Source organism: Streptomyces sioyaensis, from assembly GCF_004122735.1.
GTDB lineage: Bacteria > Actinomycetota > Actinomycetes > Streptomycetales > Streptomycetaceae > Streptomyces > Streptomyces sioyaensis.
The window spans coordinates 125,599-142,241 of the sequence record NZ_SDIF01000004.1 but is presented as its reverse complement, the minus strand read 5'-3'; the positions used below and the strand labels follow the sequence as shown (position 1 = coordinate 142,241).

Genomic DNA, 16,643 nt, shown 5'->3' with positions numbered 1-16,643 from the left:
GTGCACAGCGCGCCCACCCTTGCCGCGCCCCTGGCCCCGCCCGCCGGCCCGGTACCGCCGCCCGGTGTGCCCGGACCTCCCGGCCAGCAGCCGCCCGCCCCGTACGGTCAGCCGGCGCCCGGTCAGGCCCCCTACGGCCAGCCGCAGACCGCCCCCGGCGGCTTCCCCGGCCAGCAGGCCCCGCAGGCACCGCCCTTGGGGCAGCCGGCTCCGCCGCCCGGCGGATACGGCGCCCCGCAGGGCCAGCCCGCGCCGTACGGCCAGCCCGCGCCGCCTCCCGGCGCCCCGTATCCCGGCGCCCCGGCCCAGGCCGTCCCCCAGGGCGGCGGCCCCGGCCTCGGTGCCGTCCTGGACAAGTACAAGGAAGCACCCACCGGTCAGCGGTGGACCCCGCAGAACAGCAAGCTGATCCGTGTCGACCTCGGCGTCGACGGCCAGCCGGTGCTCGCCCGCCAGGGCAGCATGGTGCTCTACCAGGGCAAGGTCGACTTCGGCTACAAGGGCGCCGGTTTCCGCGGCCGCATCGTCGGCAACGCCACCGGCCAGGAAATGCAGCTGATGCGCTGCACCGGCCAGGGCCAGGTGTTCTTCGCGGAGAACAGCGCCCATGTCCACCCCATCGAGCTGCAGGGCGACGCGATCTGTGTGTCCGCCGAGAGCGTCCTCGCCTTCGACGAGTCGCTGCAGCACGAGGTCCGCCGGATCGAGGGCCACGGCATCCCCGGTGGCGCCCTGTTCACCATGCAGTTCCACGGGACCGGCACCCTTGTCGTCAAGACCCAGGGCACCCCGGTCGTGCTGCCGGTCACCCCGACCACCTTCGCCGACGCCAACGCCATCGTGGCCTGGTCGGCCGGCTCGCAGGTGATCATCTCCAGCCAGGTCAGCCTGCGCCGGCACGCCTTCCCGGGCCACTCCGGCGAGACCGTGAACCTCCAGTTCCGGGGCGCACCCGGCAACTTCATCGTCGTCCAGCCCTACGAGGTCTGAGGGAGCCCGTACGTCATGACACAGCAGCAGCTGTCGGGCTACGTCCCGACCCCGCCCGCCGCCCGCATGGAGAACCACGGCAGCGCCATGGTGAAGATCGCCATGCAGAGCGGCCAGGACGTCTTCGCCCGCACCGGCTCCATGGTCGCCTACGAAGGCTTCGTCCAGTACGAGCCGAACCCGCCCGCCGTCCGTCAGATGGCCTCCCAGTGGCTCACCGGCGAGGGCGCGCCCCTGATGAAGTGCGCCGGCGACGGCGTGCTCTACCTCGCCGACTACGGCGCCGATGTCGTCTGCATCCACCTCAACGACGACGCGCTCTCCGTCAACGGCACCAACCTCCTCGCCTTCGACGCACAGCTCCAGTGGGGCGTGCAGCGCGTCAAGGGCATGGCGAAGTTCGCCGGTCAGGGGCTCTTCAACGTCGGGATCTCCGGGACCGGCTGGGTCGCCCTGACCTCCCGGGGCACCCCCATCGTCGTCGACTGCGGCCGCGGCGAGGACGAGACCTACGTGGACCCCGACGCCCTGGTCGCCTGGTCGACCCATCTGAAGATGAAGGGCAAGCGCAGCTTCAAGGCGTCCTCGATGATCGGACGGGGCAGCGGCGAGGCGTACCAACTGGGCTTCTCCGGCCAGGGGTTCGTCGTCGTCCAGCCCAGCGAGGACAGCACCGACCGGCTCCGGGCCCGGGGCTGAGGGGGAGGACCGAACACGCCATGCAGAGTCCGCTTTTCGCCTTCACCGAGGCACAGACCCAGGACCGCTACGTCCTGCAGAACAGCCAGTTGCTGCGGGTCGCCCTCCAGGGCCACGAAGACGTCCTCGCCCGTAAGGGCGCGATGGTGGCCTATCAGGGGCTGCTCGAATTCGACGGCAACTACCAGACGCCCGGCCAGCACCGGGCCCGCGCCTACTCCGGCGAGGGCCTCGATCTGATGCGCGTCTCCGGGCAGGGCACGGTCTACCTGGCCAACCTCGCCCAGTACGTCCATGTCGTCGACGTCGATCACGACGGTCTGACCGTCGACAGCAGCTACGTCCTGGCACTGGACTCCGGCCTCCACTGGGACGTCGTCTCCGTCGACAGCCAATACGGCATCTCCGGGACCGGGAAGTACCAGCTCAACATCTCCGGGCGGGGCAAGGTCGCCCTGATGACCTCCGGCCAGCCGCTGATGCTGCAGGTCACGCCCGACAAGTACGTCAACGCCGACGCCGACGCGGTGGTCGCCTGGTCCGCCTCGCTGCGCGTCCAGATGCAGGCACAGACGCACTCCTCCGGCGTGTGGCGGCGGCGCGGCAACACCGGTGAGGGCTGGGAACTCAGCTTCCTCGGCCAGGGCTACGCACTGGTCCAGCCCAGCGAGCTGCTGCCGCCGCAGAACGCCGTGATCGGCTCCGGGATGGCCGCCCAGTACGGCATGGGCCAGCAGGGCGCCCGGGGACACAACCAGGGCAACATCTTCACCAACTGAGCCCTGCCGACGCCCTGAGGGGACAGCTGCGGCGCCCGCCCCGGGAAGGGACGGGCGCCGCGGGCGCGGCCGCTGCCTAGAGCAGTGCGCGGGCGTCGTCCACCAGCTGCGCCACCGACGCGTCGGCGACGCCGGGCACCTCGTCGTACGCGAACCACCGCAGGTCCAGCGACTCGTCGCTGATCGCCGCCACCGCGCCCTCGGGCGCCAGCGCGGCGTACTGCACGTCCAAATGCACCGCGCAGGGCGTGTGATGGCGGTCCAGACGCACCGGACCGCCGGGCAGCAGCGTCAGCCCCCGCGCGATCCCGGACTCCTCCCGCGCCTCGCGCAGCGCCGCCTCGGCGAGCGAGGCGTCCTCGGGCTCGCAGTGGCCGCCCATCTGCAGCCACATCTTCAGCTTGCGGTGCAGGGTGAGCAGCACCCGGCCGCCGGCCGGGTCGATCACCAGCGCGCTGGCCGTGAGATGCCCCTCCTTGCAGGGCTTCCACATGCCGTCCTCATGGGCGGCGAGATGATCCAGATACGTCAGGCGCAGTTTTTCCTGAGCGGGGGACGGCGCGGGCCACCCGGTGAGCACCCGCGCCGCGTCGGCATGCAGACTCACCTGTCGCCGTCACCCTTGCCCTCGCCGGGGGCCGCGTCCGGGCCCTCGCCCTCCGGGGGCTGCTTGCCCGCATCCGGCTTGCCGCCGCTCGCGGCCTCGCCGAGCATCTTGTCGAGCTCGGAGAAGTCCGGCTGCTCGTGGTGCACGAACCCGTCCGGGTCGTCCAGATCGGCCGCCGTCGGGAGCATGTCCGGGTGCTCCCACAGGCCGTCGCGGCCCTCCAGGCCCCGTGCGTCCGTCAGAGACGCCCACAGCCGCGAGGCGTCCCGCAGCCGCCGCGGACGCAGCTGGAGGCCGATCAGCGTCGAGAACGTCTGCTCGGCGGGGCCACCGCTCGCCCGGCGCCGGCGCAGCGTCTCGCGGAGCTTGTCCGCCGACGGCAGATGCGGCTTGGCGGCGGCGTGCACCACCGCGTCCACCCAGCCCTCGACGAGCGCCAGCGCGGTCTCCAGCCGGGCCAGCGCGGCCTTCTGCTCCGGGGTGTCCTCGGGCTGGAACATGCCCTGCTGAAGGGCGTTCTGCAGCTCCTCGGGATGCTGCGGATCGATCTGGCCGACCACGTCTTCCAGCTTGGTCGTGTCGACCTTGATCCCGCGCGCATAGCCCTCGACGGCACCGAACAGATGCGAGCGCAGCCACGGCACATGGGCGAAGAGGCGCTGGTGGGCGGCCTCGCGCAGGGCCAGATACAGCCGCACCTCGTCCTCGGGCACGCCCAGGCCCGCGCCGAACGACGTGATGTTGCCGGGCAGCAGGGCGGCCTTGCCGGCCGGGCCCAGCGGCAGTCCGATGTCCGTCGAACCGACGACCTCACTGGCCAGCACGCCCAGCGCCTGCCCGATCTGGGTGCCGAACATCGCGCCGCCCATGGAGCGCATCATCCCGAGCAGCGGGCCCGCCATGGCCTGCATCTCCCCGGGGAGCACGTCGCCCATCGCCGCCCCGACGCGCTCGGCGAGCGGATTGACCAGGTCCTTCCACACCGGAAGGGTCTCCTCGACCCACTCGGCCCGGCTCCAGGCCACCACGGAGGCGGACCCCGACGGCAGCGACGTCACGCCGTCCAGCCACAGATCCGCCAGCCGTACGGCCTCCTCGACCGCACTGCGCTCACCCGGCGACAGGCTCGCGTCCTTGCTGCCGTCCTCGGCGCCCTGCGCGACGGTCTGCCGCGCGATGTCCTTGGCCATGTCCCAGTTCACCGGGCCGCCCTCGTAGGAGAGCATCTGCCCGAGCTTCTGGAAGGCGGCTCCCAGGTCGCCAGGGTTCATTTCGCCGCCGGGGCCGCCCATGCCGCCGAAGAGCGCCGCGAACGGATTGTCCGCGCCGCCGCTCCCGCCGCCGAACCCGAAGGGGTCCGCGGGGCCCTGGCTACCTCCCTGGCCGCCCTTCTTCTTGCCGTTGTCGCCGTCCTCCGGCTCCTCCGGCGGAAGGCCGAATCCAAATGGGGTGTCACTCACGGGGTTCCTCGGCTCGTAGGGCCGCCGACCAGGTGGCCGACGGCGGGCTGCCCACATCACCTCCAGCGTAGACACCCGGACCGCTTCGGGGCTCGGTGCTTCGCTGTCCCGGTGGCTGCGGCAGGATGGACGCCACCTGGTGCGCACGCGTCACCACGCGTTCGCACTGAAGACAACCGCTGGAGACGCCCGGTGAGTTCCCCAGATCCGACCGTTCGCGCAGCGCGAAACGCTGCGGCCCAGACCGAGAAGGCAGAAGACCCCGCAGGTGGCGGCGCGGGCCGGCCGCTGCGCCGGCCCGTCATCGCCGTCACCGGAGCCGCCTCCGGAGTCGGTGCGCTGCTCACCCGCGCCCTGGTCGACTCCGACGAGGTCAAGGAGGTGGTGGCCATCGACGAGCGGCGCGGTGACATCGCCGAGGCGCACTGGCACGTCCTGGACGTCCGGGACCCGGCCATCGCCGACAAACTGCGCGGCGCCGACGTCGTCGTCCACCTGGCGCTCGACCTCGACCTGGAGACCGACGCCGCGGCCCGCACCGCCTACAACGTGCGCGGCACCCAGACCGTGCTCACCGCCGCCGCAGCCGCCGGTGTCCACCGCGTGGTGCTGTGCACCTCCGCCATGGTCTACGGGGCGCTGCCCGACAACGACGTCCCCCTGGCCGAGGACGCCGAACTGCGCGCCACCGCGGACGCCACCGGCGTGGGCGACCTGCTGGAGATCGAGCACCTGGCGCACCGCGCCCCCCGCGCACACCCGGGCCTGAACGTCACCGTCCTGCGCCCCGCCGTCCTGGTGGGCGGCACCGACACCGCGCTGACCCGTTACTTCGAATCCCCCCGCCTCCTGGTCGTGGCCGGATCCCGCCCCGCCTGGCAGTTCTGCCACGTCGAGGACCTGGTCAGCGCCCTGGAGCACGCGGCGCTGGAGAAGGTCGACGGCGAGCTGGCGGTCGGCTGCGACGGCTGGCTGGAGCAGGAGGAGGTCGAGGAACTGTCCGGCATCCGCCGCATGGAGCTGCCGTCCTCGGTGGCCCTGGGCGCCGCGGCCCGGCTGCACCGCATCGGCCTGACCCCGTCGCCCGCGGGGGACCTCGCGTACACGATGTACCCGTGGGTGGTCAGCGGCAGCCGGCTGCACGACGCCGGCTGGCGGCCCCGGTGGACGAACGAGGAGGTGCTCGCCGAGCTCCTGGAGGAGGTCGCCGGACGGCACACCGTCGCCGGCCGCCGCCTGGGCCGCAAGGACGCCACCGCCGCCGGGGCCGCCGGCGCCACCGTCGCCCTCCTGGGCACCGCGGCGCTGGTGCGGCGCGCCCGCAAAGCACGCCGCCGTATCTGAGCGTGGACCGGGCCGCCGAGCTGGAGGAGTCTCCATACGGCGGCCCGGACCACGGGCGGAACGGCCATTCCCGCCGAGCCCCCCGGGTACGGCACGATGGGAGCATGTCTGGCACCTCCTCTGCTTCGTCCCCCGGCCGCGACCACCCCGGTGAGCGGTCCGCCGCGAACCCGATCCGCCTCCTGGAGATCCGCGACACCCCCCTGTCCGTGGACGAGGTGTTCGCGGCCGTGGGCGACGCGGCAGCCGGCGGCACCGCCCTGTTCGTCGGCACGGTCCGTTCGCACGACGGCGGCGCCGACGTCGAGGGCCTGGGCTACTCCGCGCACCCGAGCGCCGAGGCGGAGATGCGCCGGATCGCCGAGAAGGTGATCGCCGACTTCCCCGTGCGGGCGCTGGCCGCCGTCCACCGGGTGGGCGAGCTGCGCATCGGCGATCTGGCCGTGGTAGTCGCCGTGTCCTGCCCGCACCGGGGCGAGGCCTTCGAGGCCTGCCGCAAGATGATCGACGATCTCAAGCACGAGGTGCCGATCTGGAAGCACCAGACGTTCGCGGACGGCACGGAGGAGTGGGTCGGGGCCTAGGGTCTGTCGTTTGGATCAGGCCGGATCAGGGAGCGGGGTCTGGTGCGTGCAGCTGCAAGGCGGAGCAGCGGAATTCCTGGGCGAACCGGTGCGTAACGAGGCGTTCCCGGGGCAGACGTCACCGCAGACGGGCGGGCGGTGACCGCGCCGGCGCGACCGAGCCGGCCTCCGCACGGGGGGCGATACGGTGCGTTGTGTTCCAGTTGCGTAACCCGCCCCCCGGCATGAGCGTTGATCCAGCAGATTAATCTGCTTATTCGTCGATCTCGTCGAACAAGGGGTTGGGAGGTCGTTGATGGGTGCACTCCTGTGGCTGCTGATTCCGGTGGGTGCCGGGCTGATCGCCGCGGTGTGGAGCAGCTGGGCCCTGCGGAACCGCAAGACCGGTGATGTGGCCGAGCTCGCGGGCTACGCCCGGTTCCGTGACGCCATGGAGAAAGAGCACTCCGTTCCCGATCCCGCCTCCGATCCGGCCTGAGATCCGCGGTACGCACGCACCGGAAAGTGCCCCTTGGGTGACGGTCCCGCGCGGGCGGCTGCCCGGCCTCGTACGGACGGCCCCGCGGGCCGGTTGTCATACCCGTCCCGTACTGTCGTTCCATGCCACGCCGCACCGCGACGCTGCTCGCCTCGACCCTGATGCTGATCGCGCTGCTCTGCGCGGGAGTGCTGATCCCCGTGCCGTATTCCGAGATGTCGCCGGGGCCCACGGTCAACACCCTCGGTGATCACGATGGCGAGCCGGTGCTGCAGATTTCCGGGCGCAAGACGTACCCGACGACGGGGCATCTCAACATGACCACGGTCCGGGTCACCGGCCCCGACTACACCATGAACCTCTTCGAGGCGGTGTACGGCTGGCTCGACCACGACAACGCCGTGGTGCCGCACAAGACGCTCTACCCCGAGGGACAGACGGCTGAGCAGGCCGACCAGGAGAACGCCGAGGAGTTCACCCAGTCCCAGGACAGCGCCAAGGTCGCCGCGCTCGACCAGCTGCACATCCCGGTCGCCACGCAGACCGTCGTCGCATCCGTCCTCAAGGGCAAGCCGGCCGACGGGCGGCTGCACGCGGGCGATGTGATCAAGGCGGTGGACGGCACGGCGGTCAAGCAGGTCGGCGATGTCGCCAAGCTCGTCACCCGGCACAAGCCGGGCCAGCCGGTGGTCTTCACGATCATCCCCGCCAAGCAGGCCGCCGCGGCGGAGAAGCAGGGCAAGAAGCCCGGCACCGCAGGGCAGAAGCAGATCACGATCACCACGCAGAAGGCGGACAACGGCCGTGCCGTCGTGGGCATCCAGGCCGGGGTGGATCACATCTTCCCGTTCCCCATCGACGTCAAGCTGGCCGATGTCGGCGGCCCGAGCGCCGGGCTGATGTTCGCCCTCGGCATCGTCGACAAGCTCACGCCCGGTGACATGACGGGCGGCAAGTTCGTGGCCGGCACGGGCACCATCGACGACAAGGGCAAGGTCGGCCCGATCGGCGGCATTTCGATGAAGACGGTCGGAGCGCGCGACAAGGGCGCGGAGTTCTTCCTGACGCCCAAGGACAACTGCGCCACCGCCGCCAAGGACACCCCGCGCGGGCTCCGGCTGGTGAAGGTCAACACCATCGGTGACGCGGTCAAGGCGCTGGAGAAGATACGCAAGGGCGACATCGCCGGCCTGCCGAGCTGCAGCCCGGCGGGCACGTCCCCTAAGGCCTGACCCCTCGGACAGGCCCTGGAAGGCGGGCCGCGGGCCGGACGCTGGCGTCCGGCCCGGGCGGTCAGCCCTCGAAGGTGGCGGCCAGCGCGTCCGCGAGGCCCGGTACCAGCGCCGAGCCGGTGAGCACCTCGGACGTGGAGTCCTTCTCGCGCAGCCGCAGTGCCGACTCGCGACGGCCGTCGCGCAGCACAGCCACCGTCATCCGGACCTCTTGGCGGTCCGGGTGCTCGGCGACCCACGTGGCGAGCTGGGCCTCGTCCATGCCGGCGGGCTCGGAGTCCTCGGCGGACGGCGGCAGCATCAGCCGCTCCACGGTCAGGGCGCAGCCGCTGACGGCATCCGGCCAGGCAATGGTGGCCAGGAACTCGTCCAGCGGGACGCCCGCCGGGATCTCGTCCTGCTCCACGGGGGTCAGGGAAGCGGTGGTGGAGTCGTCGATACCGAGCTGTGCGGCGAGCGAGGGCTCCTGCGCACGCAGCTTGGCGGTGTCGACGAGGGCGAACAGTCGGGCCGGCTGATCCCAGCCGAGCCCGGCGCTGTACTCGTCGATTTCGAGCACCGCGCGGGTCAGGGGGTCGGCGGCAAGGGGGGTGCCGTCAACGGGGAGGTTGGTCATGCTGCACATCGTGCCTTGTATCCCCCCGAAATCGGGAACCGGGTAAAGCCTTCGTAAGTTGCATCAGTGGGTCCTACTATCGCCGGGCCTGCTCCACACGACAGCGAACTTCGAGGTGCGCACCTTGGCTTTCCAGATGCCGGACCGCGGCGGAGGCCCGACAGGGCCACGGATCAGAGTCGGCCGACCATCGCGGCGGATCCGGACCCTGCTCATGACATTGGGTGTGCTGGCCGTACTGGCCATGCTTTTCGTGATGTTTGCGGGGTTTTGGACGGATTGGCTCTGGTATCGGTCGGTCAAGTACTCCTCGGTCTTCACCACCACCCTGTGGACCAAGATCGGACTGTTCTTCGCCTTCGGCGTCGTGATGGCCGCGAGCGTCGGCGTCAACATCTGGCTGGCGCACCGGCTGCGGCCGCCGCTGAGCGCGATGTCCATCGAGCAGCAGAGCCTGGACCGCTACCGGATGGGCATCGCGCCGTTCAAGAAGTGGGCACTGATCGCGATCACCGCGGTGATCGGCCTGATCGCCGGCGCCTCGGCCTCCGGTGAGTGGCGTACGTGGCTCCAGTGGGTCAACGGCGTGCCGTTCGGCAAGACGGACCCGCAGTTCGGCAAGGACATCTCCTTCTGGATCTTCGATCTGCCCTGGTACCGCTTCCTGTTGAGCTTCGGCTTCGCCTGTGCGGTGCTGTGTCTGGTCGCCGCGGCGCTGACGCACTACCTCTACGGCGGACTGCGGCTGACCAGCCCCGGCTCGCGGGCGACGGCAGCGGCGACCGGTCATCTGTCGGTGCTGCTGGGCATCTTCGTCTCGCTCAAGGCGATCGCGTACTGGCTCGACCGGTACGGCCTCGCGGTCAAGTCCAGCGGCCTGAAGTCGGCCGACAACTGGACCGGGCTGCGCTATGTCGACGCCAACGCCTACCTCCCGGCGAAGACCATCCTGTTCTTCATCGCGGCGATCTGTGCGGTGCTGTTCTTCGCGACGTTGTGGCGGCGCACCTGGCAGCTGCCGGTGATCGGCTTCGGGCTGATGGTGCTCTCGGCGATCCTGATCGGCGGGCTCTACCCGGCGATCGTGCAGAAGTTCCAGGTCCAGCCGAACGAGCAGGCCAAGGAAGCGCCGTACATCAAGCAGAACATCAAGGCGACCCGGGACGCGTACGACATCCAGGGCTCCGAGGTCACCCCGTACAAGGGCAACTACAAGCCCGCCGACAAGGCGGACAGCCAGCGGCTGCGCGACGACGCCGACACCACCGCCAGCCTGCGGCTGCTCGACCCGAATGTGGTCTCGCCGGCCTTCCAGCAACAGCAGCAGGTGCGCGGGTACTACCAGTTCCCCTCCACCCTCGACGTCGACCGCTACAAGGACAAGGGCGGTGCCGAGCAGGACACCGTCATCGGTCTGCGTGAGCTGAACATCGCCGGTATCCCCGAGCGCAACTGGATCAACGACCACTTCAAGTACACCCACGGCTACGGCGCCGTCGCCGCCAAGGGGACCGAGGCCGCCGAGGGCGGCGGTCCGAAGTACACCGAGTCGGATCTGCCCGCCAAGGGGCAGCTCGGTTCGTACCAGCAGCGGGTCTACTACGGCGAGAAGACCTCGCAGTACTCCATCGTCGGCGGTCCGCAGAAGGAGCTGGACTACTCCGACGACAGCGGCGAGAAGAGCTACAGCTACCAGGGCAACAGTGGCGTCAGCCTCGCCAACCCGGTCAACCGTGCCGCCTATGCGGTGGCGTTCGGCGAGCCGCAGATCCTCTACTCCGGCGCGATCGGCGACGGCTCGCGGATCCTGTACAACCGCACGCCCAAGGAGCGCGTCGAGTCCGTCGCCCCCTGGCTGACCATCGACGGCGACGCCTATCCGGCGGTCATCGACGGCCGGATCAAGTGGATCGTGGACGCCTACACCACCAGCAACGGCTACCCGTACGCCTCGCGCACCACGCTCGGGGACAGCACGGCCGATTCGCTCACCGACGGCCAGCGGGCGGTGGTGGCCCAGCAGAACCAGGTCAACTACATCCGCAACTCCGTCAAGGCGACGGTGGACGCCTACGACGGCTCGGTCAAGCTCTATCAGTGGGACGACAAGGACCCCGTCCTCAAGACGTGGATGAAGTCCTTCCCCGGCACGGTCCAGAAGAAGAGCGCCATCAGCCCGTCGCTGCGCGAGCACCTGCGCTACCCGCAGGACCTCTTCAAGGTGCAGCGCCAGCTGCTCACCACCTACCACGTCACGGACCCCGGCACCTTCTACACCGGATCCGAGCGCTGGCAGATCCCGAACGACCCGACGACCAAGTCGGGCAACGCCGTTCCGCCGTACTACCTGAGCATGAAGATGCCGGACCAGAAGAACCGGACCTTCTCGCTGACGACGAGCTTCACGCCGAACAAGCGCGACAACCTCGGTGCGTTCATGGCCGTCGACGCCAATGCGACGAGTCCGGACTACGGCAAGATCAGATTGCTGAAACTGCCCTCGCAGACACCGGTGCCCGGACCACAGCTGGTGCAGTCGAAGTTCAACTCCGATCCGAACATCGCCAATGAGCTCAACATCCTCAAGAAGCTCGGCGACTCGGAGATCGAGTACGGCAATCTGCTGACCGTGCCACTGGACGGCGGACTGCTGTACGTCGAACCGGTCTACCTGCGCGGCGCCAACACCAACTACCCGCTCCTGAAGAAGGTGTTGGTCAGCTACGGCGACAACAAGCCCGTCCTGGAGGACTCCCTCAAGGACGCGCTGGACGTGGTCTTCGGCAAGAAGGCGCCCAGTGCGGGCACCGAGAAGCCGCCGGGCGGCGGCGACACCGGCCAGCAGCCGTCCGGCCAGACGGTGCAGCAGGCCCTGTCCGACGCCCAGAAGGCCTACGAGGAGGGCGAGAAGGCGCGCGCCGCCGGCGACTGGGCCGGTTACGGCGAGGCCCAGAAGAAGCTCAAGGCCGCACTGGACCGGGCGGCGAAGGCGTCCGAGAAGGGCGGCACGCCGGGCGGCTGAGCCGGCCGGCACGACGTTCGGCCCTGCGGCAGCCGGTGCGAACCGGCGGCCGCGGGGCCGCGTCGGTCCAGGGGCCCGCCGGTGCCGTGATACCTTGAGGGCACAACGACGCGGGGTGGAGCAGCTCGGTAGCTCGCTGGGCTCATAACCCAGAGGTCGCAGGTTCAAATCCTGTCCCCGCTACTGAATGACCAAGGCCCGGATCCCTCAGGGATCCGGGCCTTCGTCATGTGTTCCGGCCGATATCGGTCAGGGCCGGGTCGTGCGGCCGATGTGGGGAAGGTGTGTGCTTGAGTTTGACAAGTCGTCGTGTCGGGAAGTCGACAAACCGCTGAAGTGACCTCACTTGCTGCGGTATACCAGGTGTACGCGGGTAACAGGTGATGCGACGATGGGTCTTATGGGGGACAAGGCAAGGTTGTTGGAGACAGACCGGTTTGTGCATGCGCCCGACGACGGGCGCGAATCCGAGCTGCAGATGGACGCGATGGAGGCGGCGGAGGCCGCCGAGGCGTCCGATGCCGTGACCGAGTCCGGCCACCGCCGGGCCGCCGAGGCGGGCGACACCGCCGCGATGAGCGCACTGGGCGCGATGCTGCTGCGCCGCGGTGACCTCGACGGCGCCGAGCCGCATCTGCGCTCCGCGGCCGCCGCCGGTGACCGCGCCGCGGCCAACAATCTGGGCGTCCTGCTCCATCAGCGGGGCTACGGGGACGAGGCGGGCGGCTGGTGGCGGATCGCCGCCGTCGCCGGCTCCGCCGCTGCCGCACACGCGCTCGGGCGCCACTACCGCGAGCGCGGCGACGAGCCGGCCGCCGAGTACTGGCTGCGCCAGTCCGCCGAGTCCGGCCACTGCCTGGGGGCCTACGCGCTGGCGGATCTCCTGGAGCACCGCGGCGACATCGGCGCCGGGCGCTGGTTCCGTACGGCCGCCGAGCGCGGCCACCGCGAGGCCGCCTACCGCCTGGCCCGGCTCATCGAGGACGACGGGGACGCGGATCACCGCACGACCCCCGCGTACGGCGAGCTGAGCCGGCAGGAGGAGGCCGAGCAGTGGTACCGCCAGGCCGCCGCGCGCGGCCACCGGCGGGCCGCGCTGCAGCTGGGCGCACTGCTGGAGGAGCGCGGGGACGTCCAGGAGGCGGGCCGCTGGTATCTGTCCGCCGCCAAGGACGGCGAGGCCCGTGCCGCCTGTGCGCTGGGCTTCCTGCTGCGCGATGCCGGGGACGAGGAGAGCGCCGCGGAGTGGTGGCGGCGCGCTGCCCAGGAGGGCGACGGCAACGCCGCCAACGCGCTGGGCGCCCTGCACGCCGACCGCGGCGAACTGCAGACCGCCGAGCGCTGGTACCGCGCCGCACTGGACGCCGGGGATGTCAACGGCGCCTACAACATCGGGCTGTTGTGCGCCGCACAGGGCCGGGACGGGCGCGGTGAGCAGTGGTACCGCCGCGCCGCCTACGCCGGGCACCGCGAGGCCGCCAACGCGCTGGCCATCCTGCTGCTCCAGCGCGGCGACGCCTCGGGCGCCGAGCCGTGGTTCTCCAAGGCGGCGGAGGCGGGCAGCGTGGATGCCGCCTTCAACCTCGGCATCCTCCACGCCGGCCGCGGCGCCGAGCGTACGGCGCACGCCTGGTACGAGCGGGCGGCCGCGGCCGGGCACACCGACGCGGCGCTGCAGGTCGCCATCGTGCAGCTGCGGGACGGCGAACTGCAGGACGCGGAGCGGAATCTGCGCTGTGCGGCCGGCGGGGGCAGCGCCGAGGCGGCCTTCCGGCTCGCGGACCTCCTCGACCGTCAGGCGTCGGCCGCCGGCGAGGGGCTCGCGGACGGCGAGCGGCCGGCGGACGACGAGAGCCTGCAGTGGTACGAGCGGGCCGCGGGCCAGGGCCACCGGCGTGCCCAGGTCCGTATGGGCATGTTCGCCGCGGCGCGCGGGGACGTGCTGGAGGCCGCGGACTGGTACCGCGCGGCGGCCGAGGCGGGCAGCCGGAACGGCGCCTTCAACCTCGGGCTGCTGCTGGCCCGTGAGGGCAGCCTGCCCGAGGCCGCCCTGTGGTGGCAGCGCGCCGCCGAGGGCGGGCACGGCAGGGCGGCTCTCCGGCTGGCGCTGCTCGCCGCCCGGCGCGGGGCGCTCGCGGAGGCGCAGAACTGGTGCGCCCGCGCCGTCGAGCAGGGGCCGCCCGAGGTGGCCGAGCGCGCGGCCCGGCTGCGTACGGCCCTCCAGGAGGAGCTCAGCGCCTAGAGCGGGGCCCTTGTGCGGATCGTCCCGGGGACGATCCGGCCAGGAGACGCCTGGCGGGCGCGTGGGCCGACGGAGCCCAGGGCCCGGTCCATAGGACCGGGTCCTGGACCGCGCGGAAGGAATTTGCGCTGGTCGTCGGGCCGGGGTTAAAGTAAGGGCACAACGACGCGGGGTGGAGCAGCTCGGTAGCTCGCTGGGCTCATAACCCAGAGGTCGCAGGTTCAAATCCTGTCCCCGCTACTGAAGACGAAGGCCCGGATTCCACGGAATCCGGGCCTTCGTCATGTCGTCTTCCGGTGTCTTGCTGCCGAGGCCGGAGGGGCGGGCCGGGCGCGGTGCGCCCGGTGGCCGGATCCTGGCGGCTCCCCGACGAGGCGACGTCCCGTCAGATGCGGTCAGGTGGCGGGAGGGCGGGCGCGGGTGGGCGGACGCGTGCGGGGGCGGTGGCAGCAGCGGCCCGGCATGCGAAGGAGCCCGCGGCCGGGTGGGCGCGGGCTCGACAGGGCGTATGGCTGCGGGGCCGGTCCGGCAAGGGCCCCGCGGGATCAGGACGGGGCGCTGCAGTGGGGGCAGATGCCCCGGTAGGTGACGGTGACCTCGGAGACCTGGAAGCCGTAGCGCTCCGGCTCGGGGAGGGCGGAGAGCGGGTCGCCCTGGAGGTGGACGTCGCGGATCGTGCCGCACTGGGAGCAGACGAGGTGCTGGTGGTCGTGGTGGGCGTTGGGGTCGTAGCGCTTGGCCCGCCCGTCGGTGCTCACCTCGATCACCTCACCGAGTGAGACCAGCTCACCCAGGGTGTTGTAGACCGTGGCGCGGGAGATCTCGGGGAGCCGGTCGGAGGCCAGCGCGTGCACCTCGTCGGCGGTGTAGTGGACGTGGTCCCCGTCGAGGACCTCGGCGACGACGCGCCGCTGTGCGGTCAGCCGCCAGCCGCGTCCCCGGAGACGTTCCAGCAGGTCACTCATGCCAATCACCTATCAGTCAGATAGAGCCAGGGTAGCAGTGCTGGGTCCATGGCCGGATCGAGTACTGGTTTCACACTCTTCTTGACTTAGACTTTGTCCAATGTAGGATCGTGTTCGGCGCAGGCCAAGGGCAGGCGTAGCAGACATTTCAGGAGGCGCACGTGTCGGTAGAGAGCATCACCGGGCCGCTGACCACGGAGTCCGGGGCTCCGGTCGGGGACAACCAGAACAGCGAGACGGCCGGCGTCGGCGGTCCCGGTCTGATCCAGGACCAGCTCCTGATCGAGAAGCTCGCGCACTTCAACCGCGAGCGGATTCCGGAGCGCGTCGTGCACGCGCGGGGCGCCGGCGCCTACGGCACGTTCACCGTGACCGCGGATGTGACCAAGTACACCCGCGCCGCGTTCCTCTCCGAGGTCGGCAAGCAGACCGAGACCTTCCTGCGCTTCTCCACGGTCGCGGGCAACCTCGGCTCGGCCGACGCGGTGCGTGACCCGCGCGGCTTCGCGCTGAAGTTCTACACCGAAGAGGGCAACTACGACCTCGTCGGCAACAACACCCCGGTGTTCTTCATCAAGGACGCCCTCAAGTTCCCCGACTTCATCCACACCCAGAAGCGCGACCCGTACACCGGCTCGCAGGAGGCGGACAGCGTCTGGGACTTCTGGGGTCTGTCGCCCGAGTCCACCCACCAGGTCACCTGGCTGTTCGGCGACCGCGGTATCCCCGCCTCGTACCGCCACCTGAACGGCTACGGCTCGCACACCTTCCAGTGGAACAACGCGGCCGGCGAGGTCTTCTGGGTCAAGTACCACTTCAAGACCGACCAGGGCATCAAGAACCTGACCGCGGAAGAGGCCGCGGTCCTGGCCGGCCAGGACCCCGACAGTCACCAGCGGGATCTGCGGGAGTCCATTGAGCGGGGCGACTTCCCGACCTGGACCGTGCAGGTGCAGATCATGCCCGCGGACGAGGCGGCCGCCTACCGCTTCAACCCGTTCGACCTGACCAAGGTCTGGCCGCACGAGGACTACCCGCCGATCGAGATCGGCAAGCTGGAGCTCAACCGCAACCCGGAGAACGTCTTCGCCGAGGTCGAGCAGTCGATCTTCTCCCCGCACCACTTCGTGCCGGGCATCGGCCCGTCCCCCGACAAGATGCTCCAGGGGCGCCTGTTCGCGTACGGCGACGCGCACCGCTACCGCGTCGGCATCAACGCCGACCACCTGCCGGTGAACCGCCCGCACGCCACCGAGGCGCGCAGCCACGGCCGGGACGGCGTGCTCTACGACGGCCGCCACGCGGGGCGGAAGAACTACGAGCCCAACAGCTTCGGCGGCCCGGTCGAGACCGGCCGTCCGCTGTGGCAGCCGGCCACCGTGACCGGCGCCACCGGCGAGCAGGCGGCGCCCTCGCACGCCGAGGACGACGACTTCGTCCAGGCTGGTGACCTCTACCGCCTGATGTCGGAGGACGAGAAGGGCCGCCTGATCGACAACCTGGCGGGCTTCATCGCGCAGGTCTCCCGCGACGACATCGCGCAGCGGGCGATCGAGAACTTCCGCAAGGCGGACGCGGACTACGGCAAGCGGCTGGAAGCCGCGGTCCAGGCCCTGCGCGGCTGA

At 70.8% G+C, this 16,643-nt stretch carries 14 protein-coding genes and 2 tRNA genes; 12 read left to right on the top strand and 4 right to left on the bottom strand.

What is annotated here, in order from left to right:
• The 3 genes from EST54_RS02790 to EST54_RS02780 form a co-directional block, all read left to right on the top strand.
• Nucleotides 1-990: AIM24 family protein (locus tag EST54_RS02790; protein ID WP_244942427.1), on the top strand; the 990-nt coding region annotated here is incomplete at its 5' end.
• 15 nt (nt 991-1,005) lie between these two features.
• Nucleotides 1,006-1,689 (top strand): AIM24 family protein, encoded by a 684-nt coding sequence (locus tag EST54_RS02785; RefSeq protein ID WP_129244573.1) that lies wholly within the window; start codon nt 1,006-1,008, stop codon nt 1,687-1,689.
• Nucleotides 1,690-1,709: 20 nt separating this feature from the next.
• A complete protein-coding gene (locus EST54_RS02780; protein ID WP_129244572.1) occupies nt 1,710-2,468 on the top strand; it encodes an AIM24 family protein in 759 nt (252 codons plus the stop codon).
• 76 nt (nt 2,469-2,544) lie between these two features.
• Here EST54_RS02780 and EST54_RS02775 read toward each other — a convergent pair whose 3' ends face one another.
• Both EST54_RS02775 and EST54_RS02770 read right to left on the bottom strand, forming a co-directional pair.
• The gene (locus EST54_RS02775) at nt 2,545-3,075 is read right to left on the bottom strand and encodes an NUDIX hydrolase (RefSeq protein WP_129244570.1); all 531 of its coding nucleotides are present in this window, start codon (nt 3,073-3,075) and stop codon (nt 2,545-2,547) included.
• Nucleotides 3,072-4,535 carry a zinc-dependent metalloprotease gene (locus EST54_RS02770; protein WP_129244568.1) on the bottom strand — a complete coding sequence of 488 codons (1,464 nt, stop codon included), beginning with the start codon at nt 4,533-4,535 and terminating at the stop codon, nt 3,072-3,074. Before EST54_RS02770 ends, EST54_RS02775 begins: the two co-directional genes overlap by 4 nt.
• A gap of 192 nt (nt 4,536-4,727) precedes the next feature.
• Between EST54_RS02770 and EST54_RS02765 the strand changes: the two genes are divergently transcribed.
• The 4 genes from EST54_RS02765 (at nt 4,728) to EST54_RS02750 (ending at nt 8,173) form a co-directional block, all read left to right on the top strand.
• On the top strand, nt 4,728-5,879 hold the full coding sequence (locus EST54_RS02765; protein WP_129244566.1) for an SDR family oxidoreductase: 1,152 nt from the start codon (nt 4,728-4,730) through the stop codon (nt 5,877-5,879).
• 104 nt (nt 5,880-5,983) lie between these two features.
• Nucleotides 5,984-6,463: a molybdenum cofactor biosynthesis protein MoaE gene (locus EST54_RS02760; protein ID WP_129244564.1), complete on the top strand. Its 480-nt coding sequence runs from the start codon at nt 5,984-5,986 to the stop codon at nt 6,461-6,463.
• A gap of 295 nt (nt 6,464-6,758) precedes the next feature.
• A complete protein-coding gene (locus EST54_RS02755) occupies nt 6,759-6,941 on the top strand; it encodes a hypothetical protein (protein ID WP_006603228.1) in 183 nt (60 codons plus the stop codon).
• Nucleotides 6,942-7,063: 122 nt separating this feature from the next.
• Nucleotides 7,064-8,173 (top strand): YlbL family protein, encoded by a 1,110-nt coding sequence (locus EST54_RS02750; protein ID WP_129244562.1) that lies wholly within the window; start codon nt 7,064-7,066, stop codon nt 8,171-8,173.
• Between the two features lie 61 nt (nt 8,174-8,234).
• On the opposite strand, the gene EST54_RS02745 is transcribed toward EST54_RS02750, so the two are convergent.
• On the bottom strand, nt 8,235-8,789 hold the full coding sequence (locus EST54_RS02745; protein ID WP_129244560.1) for a PPA1309 family protein: 555 nt from the start codon (nt 8,787-8,789) through the stop codon (nt 8,235-8,237).
• A 136-nt stretch (nt 8,790-8,925) separates the two neighbouring features.
• Between EST54_RS02745 and EST54_RS02740 the strand changes: the two genes are divergently transcribed.
• The 4 genes from EST54_RS02740 to EST54_RS02725 all read left to right on the top strand — a co-directional run bounded on the left by EST54_RS02740 (nt 8,926) and on the right by EST54_RS02725 (nt 14,293).
• The gene (locus EST54_RS02740) at nt 8,926-11,811 is read left to right on the top strand and encodes a UPF0182 family membrane protein (RefSeq protein WP_161989246.1); all 2,886 of its coding nucleotides are present in this window, start codon (nt 8,926-8,928) and stop codon (nt 11,809-11,811) included.
• Nucleotides 11,812-11,920: 109 nt separating this feature from the next.
• Nucleotides 11,921-11,994 (top strand) — tRNA-Met (locus EST54_RS02735).
• A 208-nt stretch (nt 11,995-12,202) separates the two neighbouring features.
• On the top strand, nt 12,203-14,053 hold the full coding sequence (locus EST54_RS02730) for a tetratricopeptide repeat protein (RefSeq protein WP_174857378.1): 1,851 nt from the start codon (nt 12,203-12,205) through the stop codon (nt 14,051-14,053).
• Nucleotides 14,054-14,219: 166 nt separating this feature from the next.
• A tRNA-Met gene (locus EST54_RS02725) sits at nt 14,220-14,293 on the top strand.
• A gap of 305 nt (nt 14,294-14,598) precedes the next feature.
• Here EST54_RS02725 and EST54_RS02720 read toward each other — a convergent pair.
• A complete protein-coding gene (locus tag EST54_RS02720) occupies nt 14,599-15,018 on the bottom strand; it encodes a Fur family transcriptional regulator (RefSeq protein WP_093485087.1) in 420 nt (139 codons plus the stop codon).
• 161 nt (nt 15,019-15,179) lie between these two features.
• On the opposite strand from EST54_RS02720, the gene EST54_RS02715 reads away from it, so the two are divergent.
• Complete coding sequence (locus EST54_RS02715) at nt 15,180-16,643, top strand: catalase (RefSeq protein ID WP_129244556.1); 1,464 nt, start codon at nt 15,180-15,182, stop codon at nt 16,641-16,643.